The 13446-nt window shown below is 71.0% G+C and carries 11 protein-coding genes; 10 read left to right on the forward strand and 1 reads right to left on the reverse strand.

Going from position 1 to position 13446, the window contains the following annotated elements; genetic code table 11:
- Nucleotides 1-51 precede the first annotated feature (51 nt).
- Nucleotides 52-660 carry a molybdenum cofactor guanylyltransferase gene (mobA, locus tag MYK68_RS08265; RefSeq protein WP_247867977.1) on the forward strand — a complete coding sequence of 203 codons (609 nt, stop codon included), beginning with the start codon at nucleotides 52-54 and terminating at the stop codon, nucleotides 658-660.
- 122 nt (nucleotides 661-782) lie between these two features.
- The gene (locus MYK68_RS08270; RefSeq protein ID WP_247867443.1) at nucleotides 783-1250 is read left to right on the forward strand and encodes a hypothetical protein; all 468 of its coding nucleotides are present in this window, start codon (nucleotides 783-785) and stop codon (nucleotides 1248-1250) included.
- 4 nt (nucleotides 1251-1254) lie between these two features.
- On the opposite strand, the gene helR is transcribed toward MYK68_RS08270, so the two are convergent.
- The gene (gene helR / locus MYK68_RS08275; RefSeq protein WP_247867444.1) at nucleotides 1255-3360 is read right to left on the reverse strand and encodes an RNA polymerase recycling motor ATPase HelR; all 2106 of its coding nucleotides are present in this window, start codon (nucleotides 3358-3360) and stop codon (nucleotides 1255-1257) included.
- Nucleotides 3361-3518: 158 nt separating this feature from the next.
- On the opposite strand from helR, the gene MYK68_RS08280 reads away from it, so the two are divergent.
- From MYK68_RS08280 to rpmA, 8 genes are all read left to right on the forward strand, one after another.
- On the forward strand, nucleotides 3519-6209 hold the full coding sequence (locus MYK68_RS08280; RefSeq protein ID WP_247867445.1) for a valine--tRNA ligase: 2691 nt from the start codon (nucleotides 3519-3521) through the stop codon (nucleotides 6207-6209).
- On the forward strand, nucleotides 6206-7600 hold the full coding sequence (gene folC / locus MYK68_RS08285) for a bifunctional tetrahydrofolate synthase/dihydrofolate synthase (RefSeq protein ID WP_247867446.1): 1395 nt from the start codon (nucleotides 6206-6208) through the stop codon (nucleotides 7598-7600). Before MYK68_RS08280 ends, folC begins: the two co-directional genes overlap by 4 nt.
- A complete protein-coding gene (locus MYK68_RS08290) occupies nucleotides 7597-8025 on the forward strand; it encodes a DUF4233 domain-containing protein (protein WP_247867447.1) in 429 nt (142 codons plus the stop codon). Before folC ends, MYK68_RS08290 begins: the two co-directional genes overlap by 4 nt.
- 77 nt (nucleotides 8026-8102) lie before the next feature.
- Nucleotides 8103-8600 (forward strand): hypothetical protein, encoded by a 498-nt coding sequence (locus MYK68_RS08295; RefSeq protein WP_247867448.1) that lies wholly within the window; start codon nucleotides 8103-8105, stop codon nucleotides 8598-8600.
- Nucleotides 8601-8650: 50 nt separating this feature from the next.
- Entirely contained in the window at nucleotides 8651-9067 is a 417-nt protein-coding gene (gene ndk / locus MYK68_RS08300; RefSeq protein WP_247867449.1) for a nucleoside-diphosphate kinase, read from the forward strand.
- Between the two features lie 315 nt (nucleotides 9068-9382).
- Nucleotides 9383-12625 (forward strand): translation initiation factor IF-2 N-terminal domain-containing protein, encoded by a 3243-nt coding sequence (locus MYK68_RS08305; RefSeq protein WP_247867450.1) that lies wholly within the window; start codon nucleotides 9383-9385, stop codon nucleotides 12623-12625.
- A 196-nt stretch (nucleotides 12626-12821) separates the two neighbouring features.
- Nucleotides 12822-13136, forward strand: coding sequence for a 50S ribosomal protein L21 (gene rplU, locus MYK68_RS08310; RefSeq protein ID WP_247867451.1), 315 nt, complete (start codon nucleotides 12822-12824; stop codon nucleotides 13134-13136).
- A gap of 25 nt (nucleotides 13137-13161) precedes the next feature.
- A complete protein-coding gene (gene rpmA / locus MYK68_RS08315) occupies nucleotides 13162-13425 on the forward strand; it encodes a 50S ribosomal protein L27 (RefSeq protein ID WP_247867452.1) in 264 nt (87 codons plus the stop codon).
- Nucleotides 13426-13446 lie beyond the last annotated feature (21 nt).

Genomic DNA, 13446 nt, shown 5'->3' on the forward strand with positions numbered 1-13446 from the left:
ACCGGGCGCCGGTTCCCCAAGCGGCCATATTTGTCGGTGCCGACCGACACAATGGTGGCCATGACGCACAGACACCTCAATCTCGCCGGCATCGTTCTCGCGGGTGGTCGTTCCCGCCGGATGGGCCGGGACAAGGCCTCGATGGACTGGGACGGGCGGCCCCTGTTGAGCACCGTGGTCGACGTCGTCGCCCAGCGCTGTGACCCGGTCCTGGTGACCGCGGCCCAGACCTCGCAGGCGTACGTCGAACTCGGGCAGGCCGACGGCCTCACCTGGATCACCACCGAGGAGATCGGTACGGGTCCGCTCGGCGGTCTGGTGGTCGCGCTCGAAGCGGCCGAGGCGGCGGGCTCGCCCGCGGCCTTCGTCTGCGCCACCGACATGCCGCTCATCGAGCCCGAACTGATCGACGAACTCCTGCGGGGCCTCACGGTGTCCACCGACGCGGTGATCGCGTACGACAGCGAGCGAGCGCATCCGATGGCGGGCATCTACCGCACCCGGGTCGCTCCGCGTCTCGCCGAACTGCTGGCCACGGGGGAGCAGCGGATGACCGCGGCGCTCGACGCGATCGTCACCCACCGGGTCACCGTCAGCAACCCGGACTGGCTCACCAACGTCGACGCCCCCGAGGACGTCCATCGGCTCCGCACCGCGTAGGCCGGGCGGCGGCCGACGAGCACATCCGACCGCGGCTCACCGGTGGGTAATGTAACGCCGGAAGCGTGATGAATGACACATTCGGTACAGCACTCACGCTGTACTGCCGTCAGGAGGCCGAAATGAAGATCACTACTCGTGCGCGGGTCATGGCATTGGCGGGAGCGGCGGGAGGCGCTGTCGCCGGGATGGCGGGGACCGTGGCCGCCGGAACCGCGGAGGCCGCGCCGGTCGGCGTCCAGCAGTTCCCGGCGAACGGCATCACCGCGGACGGGATCACCGCCTTCGGCACCTATTCGGCGTCGATCCGCATCGACACCGCCGGTCCGGGGGCCGTGTGGCTCAGCGCCCCGGCCGGCGGACAGTGTCACAGCCCGGCGGTGCAGGACTCGTTCGTGCGCTTCGACTACACCAACATCAGCAACGGGCGCTCCGGATCGGGGAGTGTGCGCCCCTGCCCCGGTCCGTGGTCCGGCTCGCAGAAGGTCAAGCTGACCCCGGGGGCGGGCACCGTGATCGGCTCCATCAACATCGTCAGCCGCGGCGGCCCGTGGTCGATCCCGGGCGCCGCGACGTTCAACGTCGGCTGATCCGTCACGACGCGATGACCAACTCGCCGGTCGCGCGAGTCATCGCGATGTAGCGACTCACCGCGCCCGGCAGCCCGTCGCCGAACGACGCGGGCGCGCACACGATCACCAGGTCGAACTCCAGCCCGCTCGTTCCGGCCGGATCGAGCGCGACGACCCGCGGCCGCTCCGGAATCGAGGCCAGGACCTCCGGCGTGGCGATCACGCACGACACGCCGTCGTGCTCGGCGAGCCACTCGTCGAGCACGACGGGCACCTCGGCCAGCGAGCACTCGCGCACCGGCCGTCCGGTGCCGCGCACCGAGTCGGGCACGTTCGCATCCGGGAGCACCCGGATGATCTCCCGAGCGGCGACGTCCATCACCTCGCGCGGCGTGCGATAGTTCAGGCCGAGCCGCGCCACCCGGATGTTCCGCAGCCCGCAGCGGCGCAACCGCTCCTCCCACGATTCGGCGAACCCGCCCCGGGCCTGCGCCCGGTCACCGACGACGGTGAAGCCGCTCGCGCGGCAGCGCCGCCGCAGCATCGCCCACTCGGCGTCCGTGAGCTCCTGGGCCTCGTCGACGACGACGTGCGCGAACGGTCCGGCGAGCCGGTCGGGCTCGGCGTCGGGAAGGCCCGAATAGTCGGTGGTCAGCGCGGCCATGCCGCCGAACGAGAACTGCTGGACCAGGCCCTCGCGGTCGTCGTCGGCGGCCACCAGCTCGTCCAGGACGTCGGCCATCACGCGCCGCTGTTCGGCGGTCTCCGCGTCCCGTCGGCGCTCCCGCGCGAGCGCATCGGCGTCACCCAGTCGGTGCCGGGCGGCGTCGAGCAGCGGCAGATCGGCCCGCGTCCACGCGTAGCCGTCCGCGCGCCGCAGCAGGCGGACCTCCCGGTCGGACAGGGCCGGTGCGCAGTACCGCAGGTACGCGGGAACGGTCCACAGATCGGCGATCACGTCGCGTGCGTCGAGCAGCGGCCACGCCCGGGCGATCTCGGCGCGGAGTCCGGTGAGGGGCAGGGTGTCGTGGCGGGCGGAGAGCACCTCGACCAGGGCGTCGAGGATCGCCGGCCGCGCCTCGTTGTGCGGCGTGCCCGGCTCGACGCCGTCGAAGGCCAGCGCCCAGTCCGCCGGTGTCACCTCGACGTTCGTTCCGCCGCTCTCGACGACGACCGGCTCGGCCGGCGGCTCCTCGTAGAACGCGACCGCCCGCTCGATCGCGCCGGTCAGCCGCGATTTCGCCGCCGCGACCTCGCGGTCGGTGTCCGGCCCGGCGGAGCGGCCCTCGGGAACCAGGTCGCCGATCGTGGCGAACCGGGTGCCCTCCTCGCCGAGGTCGGGCAGCACGTCCGCCACGTACGCGAGATACCGGTCGGTGGGGCCGACGAACAGCACACCGCCGCGCGCCGCGCCGACCCTCGGATCGGCGTACAGCAGATACGCCGCCCGATGCAGCGCCACCACCGTCTTCCCGGTGCCCGGGCCGCCGTCGACCACCAGCGTGCCGGGCGAGTCGTCCCGGATGATCGCGTGCTGGTCGGCGGCGAGCGTGGCCAGAACGTCGCGCATCCGGGTGGTCCGGGCGTCGGCGAGAGAGGCCAGGAACGACGACTCCGCGTCCAGCGCGCCGCCGTGCACCAGCCCCTCGTCGGTGAGCGCCTCGTCCCAGTAGTCGACGACGCGCCCGCCCGACCAGCGGTACCGGCGGCGGGCGACGAGGCCGGACGGCGTCGCCCGGGAGGCCGCGAAGAACGGCGCGGCGGCCGGTGTGCGCCAGTCGAGGAGCAGTTCCCGGCCGTCGCGGCCGGTGACGCCGAGCCGCCCGAGGTAGACCAGCGACCCGTCCGCACCGGTCATCCGCCCCAGGCACAGGTCGGCGCCGCGGCGGCGCAGCAACGCGAGGCGCGCGGTGAGTGTGCGGATCTCGGCGTCACGCTCGACGGCTTCCCGCCCGGCGCGGGCCGGAATCGCGCGCAGTGTGTCCAGCCGGTCGGAGACGGCGCCCGCCTGCGCGCTGACGGCGGCGTCGACGGCGGCGAAGTGCGCGTCGTCGCCGTCGATGAGCGACGCGACGGTCTTGCGGGCGAGGGAGGCGGGCAGGCGGAAGTGCGACGATCCGGCGGGCAAAGAGGGCTCCTCACGAGTGGTGAGCAGCGATTATGCGCCCCGTATCGGCCCTTGCCGCAAGCCCCGATGTGCGCGGTATGGTGAAAGGGGAAGAGATGTCGGCGGGGGCGGCCGAGGGCGTTGCCGGTCTTTCCGCGACCTTCACTAGAATCGTCCGCGTGACTACCCCTGACGCGCACAACGCGCTCCCCGCTGCCTGGAATCCCGCTGAGCACGAGGAAGCCCTGTACGAGGGCTGGGTAGCGGCCGGGTACTTCACCGCCGACGCGACCAGCGACAAGCCCGGCTATTCGATCGTGCTGCCGCCGCCGAACGTGACCGGCTCCCTGCATATGGGGCACGCCCTCGACCACACCCTGATGGACACCCTGACCCGCCGCAAGCGGATGCAGGGCTACGAGGTGCTGTGGCTGCCCGGCATGGACCACGCCGGTATCGCGACGCAGAGCATCGTCGAGAAGCAGCTCGTCGCCGCCGGCACCAGCAAGGAGGCGCTCGGGCGCGAGGCCTTCATCGAGAAGGTCTGGGAGTGGAAGCGCGAGTCCGGCGGCACCATTCAGGGTCAGATGCGCCGCCTCGGTGACGGCGTGGACTGGTCGCGCGACCGCTTCACCATGGACGAGGGCCTGTCCCGCGCCGTGCAGTCCATCTTCAAGAAGCTGTACGACGACGGCCTCATCTACCGCGCCGAGCGCCTGGTCAACTGGTCGCCGGTGCTGCAGACCGCGATCAGCGACATCGAGGTCAAGTTCGAGGAGGTGGAAGGCGAACTCGTCTCCTTCCGCTACGGCTCGATGAACGACGACGAGCCGCACATCGTCGTCGCCACCACCCGGATGGAGACCATGCTCGGCGACACCGCGATCGCCGTGCACCCCGACGACGAGCGGTACCGGCACCTCGTCGGCACGCAGCTCTCGCATCCCTTCCTCGACCGCACCGTCCCGGTGATCGCCGACGACTACGTCGACCCCGAATTCGGTTCCGGCGCGGTCAAGATCACCCCCGCGCACGACCCCAACGACTTCGAGATGGGCCTGCGGCACGACCTGCCGATGCCCACCATCATGGACAAGACCGGACGCATCGAGGGCACCGGAACGCGGTTCGACGGCCTCGACCGCTTCGAGGCGCGCGTGGCGGTCCGCGAGGCGCTCGCGGAGCAGGGCCGCATCGTCAAGGAGATCCGCCCCTACCTGCACAGCGTCGGGCATTCCGAGCGCTCCGGCGAGAGCATCGAGCCGCGGCTGTCGCTCCAGTGGTGGGTCAAGGTCTCTTCGCTGGCCAAGGCCGCCGGCGATGCCGTCCGGAACGGTGACACCGTGATCCACCCGGCCAGCCAGGAACCGCGCTGGTTCGACTGGGTCGACGGCATGCACGACTGGTGCATCTCCCGCCAGCTGTGGTGGGGGCACCGCATCCCGATCTGGTACTCGCCCGAGGGCGAGTACCGCTGCTTCGGCCCCGACGAGACGGCGCCGGAGGGCTGGGAACAGGACCCGGACGTCCTGGACACCTGGTTCAGCTCCGGCCTGTGGCCCTTCTCCACCATGGGCTGGCCCGAGCGCACCGACGAGATCGAGAAGTTCTACCCGACGTCGGTGCTGGTCACCGGGTACGACATCCTGTTCTTCTGGGTCGCCCGCATGATGATGTTCGGCACCTACGTCGGCAAGCTCGACGACGCCGGTCTGGCCGGTGACAAGGCCGTCGTCCCGTTCGAGAACGTCTTCCTCCACGGCCTGGTGCGCGACGAGCACGGCCGCAAGATGAGCAAGTCCAAGGGCAACGGCATCGACCCGCTCGACTGGATCGACCGCTTCGGCGCCGACGCCCTGCGCTTCACCCTGGCGCGCGGGGCCAACCCGGGCAGCGACATCTCGGTCGGCGAATCCCACGCGCAGTCCTCGCGCAACTTCGCCACCAAGCTGTTCAACGCCACCAAGTTCGCCCTGATGAACGGTGCACGAGTGGGGGAGTTGCCGCCCCGCGAGGAGCTGACCGTCGCCGACCGCTGGATCCTCGGCCGCCTCGACCAGGTGCTGTCCGACGTCGACTCCGGCTTCGAATCCTACGAGTTCTCCAAGGCCTGCGAGGCGCTCTACCACTTCGCGTGGGACGAGGTCTGCGACTGGTACCTCGAGCTGGCGAAGGTGCAGAACAGCGAGCATTTCGACGAGCTCAACGGGCGGGCGGACGAGCTCAACGGGCGGCGGAAGGAGACCACCGCGCTGGTCCTCGGCACGGTGCTCGACAAGCTGCTCCGTGCCCTCTCGCCGGTCATGCCGTTCGTCACGGAGACCCTCTGGAAGGCGCTCACCGGCGAGGAATCCGTCGTCGTCGCGTCCTGGCCGGAGGTCTCCGGCGAGTCGTACGACGAGGCGGCGGCCACCGCGATCGACGACCTCCAGAAACTCGTGACCGAAGTGCGCCGCTTCCGCAGCGACCAGGGCCTCAATCCCGGCCAGCGGGTCGCCGCGCAGGTCAGCGGGCTCACCCCGGATCTGGCCGGCATGCGCCCGTACCTGGACGCGCTGGCCAGACTCACCCCGGCCGGCGACGACTTCGCCGCGACCGCGACGGTCGAGGTGCGGCTGTCGTCGTGTACGCCGACCGTCGCCATCGACACGTCCGGGCAGGTCGACGTGGAGGCCGAGCGCAAGCGTGCGGCGAAGGACCTGGCCGCCGCCGAGAAGGAGTTGGCCGGGACCACCGCCAAGCTCGGCAACGAACAGTTCCTCGCCAAGGCGCCGGACGCGGTGGTCGCCAAGATCAGCGCGCGCCGGGAACTCGCCGAGGCCGAGGTGGCGCGCCTGACGGCCAAGCTGGCGGAGCTGAACGCCCGGTGAGCGACGAGGACGCCCTCGCCGAGCTGGCCGCCGTCGAGGCCGAGCTCGATACACGCTGGCCGGAGACCAAGATCGAGCCCTCGCTGACGCGGATCACGGCACTCATGGAACTGCTCGGGAATCCGCAGCGCGCGTACCCGTCGATCCACATCGCAGGCACCAACGGCAAGACCTCGACCACCCGGATGATCGACGCGCTGCTGCGCGCCTTCCATCGCCGTACCGGCCGCATCACCAGCCCGCACCTGCAGCTGGTGACCGAACGTATCGCGATCGACGGCGCGCCGATCAGCCCGCGGACCTACGTCGACACCTACCGCGACCTGGAGCCGTACATCACCATGGTCGATGATTCCTCGGAGTCGCAGGGCGGACCGCGGATGAGCAAGTTCGAGGTGCTCACGGCCATGGCGTACGCGGCCTTCGCCGAGGCGCCGATCGAGGTGGCCGTCGTGGAGACCGGGATGGGCGGCCGCTGGGACGCCACCAACGTGATCGACTCCTCGGTCGCGGTGATCACGCCGATCGCCTTCGACCACGCCGACTACCTGGGCGACACGCTCACCGCGATCGCGGGGGAGAAGGCCGGAATCATCAAGCCCGGCGACAGCGAGGCCCTGGTCCCCGACGACCAGGTGACGATCATCGGCCGCCAGCAGCCGGAGGCGATGGACGTCTTGCTCCGCGAGGCGGTGGCGGCGGAGACCGTGGTCGCGCGGCTGAATTCGGAGTTCGCCGTGCTCGACACGCGCACCGCCGTCGGCGGACAACTGCTCACCATCCAGGGGCTCGGCGGCGTGTACGACGAGATCTTCCTCCCGCTGCACGGCACGCACCAGGCGGAGAACGCCGCCGTCGCGCTCGCCGCGGTCGAGGCGTTCTTCGGCGCGGGCGCCGAGCGGGCGCTCGACATCGACCTGGTGCGCGCCGGCTTCGCCGGTGTCGACAGCCCCGGGCGCCTAGAGCGGGTGCGCAGCGCGCCGACCGTGTTCGTGGATGCCGCGCACAATCCGCACGGCGGCGCGGCGCTGGCCACCGCGCTGGAGGAGGAGTTCGACTTCCGCCGCCTCATCGGCGTGATCGGCATGCTCGGCGACAAGGACGCCCGCGGCTTCCTCACCGAGGTGGAGCCGGTGCTCGATGTCGTCGTCATCACCGACAACGGCTCGCCGCGGGCCCTCGATCCGCAGCTGCTCGCCGACCTCGCGATCGAGGTCTTCGGCGAGGAGCGCGTGGTGATCGAGCCCTTCCTGCCCGACGCGGTCGCCGCCGCCATCGGTCTGGCCGAAGAGGGCGACGACGAGACCCTGTCCGGCGCGGGCGTGGTGATCACCGGTTCGGTGGTCACCGCGGGCGCCGGGCGCACGCTGTTCGGCAAGGAGCCCGCATGAGTGCCGCGACCGAGTCCCCGGGCAGCGACGCCCAGCCGCAGCGGTTCACCGCCCCGGCCACCGATCCGTGGAAGGGATTCCGCGGCATCATGGCCGCCGTGCTGATCCTGGAAGCGATCGTCGTCGGCCTGACCTTCCCGGTGGTCGCCAAGCTGACCCAGCACGGCGTCACCTGGGCGTCGGGCCTCTACCTGGGCATCGTCTGTCTGCTGCTGATCCTGCTGTCCGGAATGCAGCGCCGCCCGCACGCCCTGGCGATCAACCTCGCGATGCAGGTGCCGGTGATCCTCGGCGGCCTCTTCCAGGGGTCGATCGCGATCGTCGGCGTGGTCTTCCTGTGCGTCTGGATCTACATCGTCTACATCAAGCGCGACGTGGAACGCCGGATCGCCCGCGGCAAGCTGCCCGGACAGCGTCCGGTCTGATCTGGGCTACACTCGGCCACGAGCACATGGCGGTCGGGTGGAATGCGGGAAGCGGTGACATGACGAGAACTCGTCGAATGGGAATGGTGCTGGCCGTGGTCCTGCCGGTCGTGGCGATGGTCCTGGCGGCCGCGCCCGCGCGAGCGTTGCCGGGAGCGAGCGAGGCGGGCGGGCAGCCGCACACCATCCTCGATACCGCGGACCTGCAGCGCGGCGGCACGCCCGATCCCGGGCTGCGCAATGCCATGCCCGCCGCGCCGCTCGATCAGACCGACGACGAGGTGGTCCCCGGCGCGCCGATGCCGGTGCCGGCCGGTGCCTTCGGCTACCTCGCCACCCGCAGTGCGACGCTGTGGCTCGCCGCGCAGGACCCGGCCGGCCGGATCAAGGCGCTGCCGGTCCCGCCGTCGTACCGTCCGGCCAACGACGCACTCGCCGCCCAGATGGACCGCGAGCTGACGGCCGCGGTGAAGACCAAGGGCGCCTGCGTGCAGATCATCATCGATCCGAACGTCGGCGGCGGAAATCTGTTCCAGTACGGCGTCTGGTCGGTCGACCGGCAGTACTGCCCGTAGACGCGGCCACACCGTGCCGCGCGACGTCGCGCCCGCTACAGTGTGACCTCGTGACTGAACAGACTCTCGTTCTCATCAAGCCCGACGGCGTCCAGCGTGCGCTGATCGGCGAAGTGATCTCCCGCATCGAGCGCAAGGGGCTGCGCCTGGCCGCTCTGGAACTGCGCCAGGTGACCACCGAGCTGGCCTCCGAGCACTACGCCGAGCACGCCGAGCGGCCCTTCTTCGGGGAGCTGCTGGAGTTCATCACCTCCGGTCCGGTCGTCGCGATGGTCGTCGAGGGCGAGCGGGCCATCCCGGCCTTCCGGCAGCTGGCCGGCGGCACCGATCCCGTCGAGAAGGCCACCCCGGGCACCATCCGCGGCGATTTCGGCCTCGAGACCCAGTTCAACATCGTGCACGGGTCCGACTCGGCCGAGTCCGCCGCGCGCGAGATCGCGCTCTGGTTTCCCTCGCTGAATTCCTGACAGATCGCCTGATCAACCTCCCTGCCGACGCGGCGCGGGAGGGTCCTGATTCCCGGCCGTGTGCGGGAAACGGGTGAACGTGTGGGATACTTGCCTCGTCGGAGACATCACACTTTGGTGACTTCGATGCGACTACCAGCGCAGCGGCTGTCTACCCACGGCCGGCGCGGTGATCGTCGACAAGCAAGGCGTCGTCAGCGACGCGAAGACCACATAACACCCGGCCGGAGACGGCCGCACACATAGGGAAGGGCCCTCGCGTGGCCGCGTCGGTGCGATTTTCGCCGACGCGCCCGGGGGTCTGAAGGAGACCACGTGACCGATACCGGGTCGCCGACCGACGCACAGCCGTCGGACAATTCGGCGGAAGCATTTCCCGCACGACTTCGTGTGCACGCACTCGCCCGCACGCTGGGGGTAACCAGCCGGGACGTGCTTGCGCACCTGCATGAACTGGGCGTCGTCGCCCGCTCGGCGTCCTCGTCGATCAGCGGCGAGCAGGCGCAGTCCGTCGCCGACCGCCTGGCCGCGCCGGCCGAGGCCGAGTCGGCGGCCGAACCCGAACTCGCGGCCGAGCCCGCGCCTGCGGCCGAATCCGCCGGGGCGGTGACCGAGTCGCTGTTCTCGGCGATCACCGTCGAGGAACCGAGCGCTGCCGGGGCCGTCGCCGCCGAGGTGTCGCCGCTGTTCCTGCCGCCGTCGGCGCCGAAGACCGCGCCCGAGCCGGAGAAGGCCGCGGCCGGGACCAGCAAGACCGCGACCCCCGAGACCGAGACCCCCAAGGCCGAGTCCACTGCGCCGGAGAAGTCCGAGGCCGAGCCGGTGGAGACCGCCGCTGAGCAGGCCGACGAGGCCGAACAGCCGGAGGGCGCCGACACGGCCGAGAACGCCGACGACACCGAGGACGGTCAGCAGCGTGCCCGCCGCCGCCGTCGCGGCCGCCGTGGCCGCGGCCGTGGCCGCGGTGACGCCGCTGAGACCGACGGCGCCGCCGACGACTCCGCGGCCGACACCGAGGCACCGGCCGAGGAGACCCCGGCCGCGGAGGCCGCCGAGAGCGCGGCGGCCGAGGCGGAACCGGCCGCCGACCAGCGTGCCGACGAGAAGCGCGGCGACCGCAAGAAGGGCAAGTCGAAGAAGGCCAAGGCCGCCGCCGACGAAGAGCAGCCCGCCGAGGGCGACTCGAGTGAGACCGCCGCCGAGGACACGTCCGCCGACGACGCCGACGCCGAGGGCGAAAACGGTGACGGTGACGAGGCCGCCACCCCGACCAGCAAGCGCCGCCGCCGGCGCCGGCGCCGCAAGGGCGGCGCGGGTGACGGTGAGGAGGCCTCGCCGGACGACCCGCCGAACACCGTGGTGCACGAGCGTGAGCCGCGCGCCAAGAAGGTCCGCGACGAGGTGCAGGGCATCTCCGGATCGACGCGCCTGGAGGCGAAGCGCCAGCGCCGTCGCGACGGCCGCGATGCCGGGCGCCGTCGCCCGCCGATCCTCTCCGAGTCGGAGTTCCTGGCGCGCCGCGAGGCCGTCGAACGGGTGATGGTGGTGCGCGAGCGCGTCGTCGATCCGGCCGCGGCCGCCGCCGATCCGCACGCACCCACCGAGGACTACACGCAGGTCGCCGTCCTGGAAGACGGTGTCCTGGTGGAGCACTTCGTGACCACCGAGACCAGCCAGTCGATGGTCGGCAACATCTACCTGGGCCGCGTGCAGAACGTGCTGCCCGGGATGGAAGCCGCCTTCGTCGACATCGGCCGCGGGCGCAACGGCGTCCTGTACGCCGGCGAGGTCAACTGGGAGGCGGCCGGCCTGGACGGCGGTTCCCGCAAGATCGAGCAGGCGCTCAAGCCCGGCGACTACGTGCTGGTGCAGGTCAGCAAGGACCCGGTCGGGCACAAGGGAGCCCGGCTGACCACGCAGGTCTCCCTCGCGGGCCGCTACCTGGTGTACGTGCCGGGCGGGACGTCGACCGGGATCAGCCGCAAGCTGCCCGACACCGAACGCAAGCGGCTCAAGTCGATCCTGTCGAAGCTGGTGCCGGACGAGGCCGGGGTGATCATCCGCACCGCCTCCGAGGGCGTCAGCGCCGAGGAACTCGGTGCCGACATCGCCCGGCTGGAGACCCAGTGGAAGGGCATCGAGGCCGCGGCCGCCGAACACACCGCGAAGGCCTCGGGTACCACCCGTGCCCTCTACGAGGAGCCGGACCTGCTGGTCCGCGTGGTCCGCGACCTGTTCAACGAGGACTTCACCAAGCTGGTCGTCGAAGGCGAGAAGGCCTGGGACCAGGTGTCCGGCTACGTCACCAGTGTCGCGCCGGACCTGTCCGAGCGGGTGACGCGCTTCGAGAAGGAGTCGCCCACCGCGGCCGACGTCTTCGGCGTCTACCGGATCGACGAGCAGCTCACCAAGGCGCTCGACCGCAAGGTCTGGCTGCCCTCCGGCGGCACGCTGATCATCGAGCACACCGAGGCGATGACCGTCGTCGACGTCAACACCGGCAAGTTCACCGGGGCGGGCGGCAACCTCGAAGAGACCGTCACCCGCAACAACCTGGAGGCGGCCGAGGAGATCGTCCGCCAGATGCGGCTGCGCGACATCGGCGGCATGATCATCGTCGACTTCATCGACATGGTCCTCGAATCCAACCGCGACCTGGTGCTGCGCCGCCTCACCGAGGCGCTGGCACGTGACCGGACCCGCCATCAGGTGTCCGAGGTCACCTCGCTCGGCCTGGTCCAGATGACGCGCAAGCGGCTCGGCACCGGTCTGCTGGAGGCGTTCTCCACCACTTGCCAGACCTGCCACGGGCGCGGTGTGATCGTGCACCAGAACCCCGTCGAGGTCCGCTCCGGCGGCGAGACGCCGGGCGAGGGCGGGTCCAAGCGGTCGCGGCGGAACAAGCGCAAGAGCGAGAAGGCCGACGCTCCGGCGCCGGTCGTCGAGAGCAAGGCGCACAAGCCGGCCGCTGAGCACCCGCTGTTCAAGGCGATGGCGCACCACGAGGACGACGAGACCGGCACGATGGTCGAGGCCGTCGACGACGCCGCCGCGGCGCTCGCCGCGGAGGCCGAGTCGGCGTTCACCGCGGTCGCGGCGCTGGCCGAGGGCATGTCCGTCGAGGTGATCGAGACCGTCACCGAGGTGGTCGAGGCCGCCGAGGTGCGAGCCGAAGAGGAGACCGCGGTCGTCGCGGGCCTGGTGGTCCAGACCGAGGTCGTCGAAGCGGTGCTCGCCGGGGCAGCGGCCCCGGAAGCCGAGGCCGTCGCGGCGGAATCGGCCGCCCAGGCACCGTCGGCCGAGACTCCCTCCGCCGAGGGCGGACCGGCCGTCGTGCGGCGCCGTCGCCGCGCGACCCGTCGCCCGTCGGCACCGTCGGCGCCCGCCGAACCGCTCGTGGTGACAGCTGAGACACCGGTCACCACCGTCGCCGCGCAGACCGAGGCGCCGGTGGTGGAGGTGACGCGCAAGCCGCGTCGTCGCACGTCGCGGCGGGCCGGCGCCGGGAACACCGCGAGCGGGCCGAATGTTACGGCGAGCCCGCCCGCGCAAGCCTGACACGGCCGCGTGTCTGGTTTGACCTGGTCGAGCTGCGTACCGTAGCCTTGACAGGTCGCCTTCCGCAGGCGAGCGCGCTGGTGTGCGCAGCTGCGGGAGGATCCCCGGATGGAGCCGGGGACGCAAGAACACCGATGTACGCCGGACGCAGACACCTGCGCCCCGGCCCGATAGACGAGTTAAGAGGACAGCGGGAATGGCAACGTACGCCATCGTCAAGACCGGCGGTAAGCAGTACAAGGTCGCTCAGGGCGACACTGTGAAGGTCGAGAAGATCGAGGTCGAGCCGGGCGGGTCCGTCGAGCTGCCGGTCGCGCTCGTCGTGGACGGGGCCACCCTGACCACCGACGCCGACGCGCTGGCCAAGGCTTCGGTCTCGGCCGAGGTCGTCGAGCACGTCAAGGGCCCGAAGATCCGGATCCACAAGTTCAAGAACAAGACCGGCTACCACAAGCGCCAGGGTCACCGTCAGCGCCTGACGGTCCTGAAGGTCACCGGCATCAACGCCTGACACACTTTCTAGGAGGACTGAGAACATGGCACATAAGAAGGGTGCATCCAGCTCGCGCAACGGTCGCGACTCCAATGCCCAGCGACTCGGCGTCAAGCGTTTCGGCGGCCAGCAGGTCAGCGCCGGCGAGATCCTGATCCGCCAGCGTGGCACCAAGTTCCACCCGGGCGTCAACGTCGGCCGCGGTGGCGACGACACGCTGTTCGCCCTGGCCGACGGCGCCGTCCAGTTCGGCGTCAAGCGCGGCCGCAAGACCGTGAACATCGTCCCGGACTCGGCTGCGGTCTGACCCGGACGTCACACATTCGCT

Source organism: Gordonia sp. PP30 (assembly GCF_023100845.1).
In the GTDB taxonomy this organism is placed as follows: Bacteria; Actinomycetota; Actinomycetes; order Mycobacteriales; family Mycobacteriaceae; genus Gordonia.

What these genes read in the sequence shown, in the direction of transcription:
- MYK68_RS08270 (WP_247867443.1), top strand. Translation starts at nt 783, where the DNA reads ATGAAGATCACTACTCGTGCGCGGGTCATGGCATTGGCGGGAGCGGCG.
- MYK68_RS08295 (WP_247867448.1), top strand. Translation starts at nt 8,103, where the DNA reads ATGGGAATGGTGCTGGCCGTGGTCCTGCCGGTCGTGGCGATGGTCCTG.
- rpmA (WP_247867452.1), top strand. Translation starts at nt 13,162, where the DNA reads ATGGCACATAAGAAGGGTGCATCCAGCTCGCGCAACGGTCGCGACTCC.
- MYK68_RS08290 (WP_247867447.1), top strand. Translation starts at nt 7,597, where the DNA reads ATGAGTGCCGCGACCGAGTCCCCGGGCAGCGACGCCCAGCCGCAGCGG.
- rplU (WP_247867451.1), top strand. Translation starts at nt 12,822, where the DNA reads ATGGCAACGTACGCCATCGTCAAGACCGGCGGTAAGCAGTACAAGGTC.
- mobA (WP_247867977.1), top strand. Translation starts at nt 52, where the DNA reads ATGGTGGCCATGACGCACAGACACCTCAATCTCGCCGGCATCGTTCTC.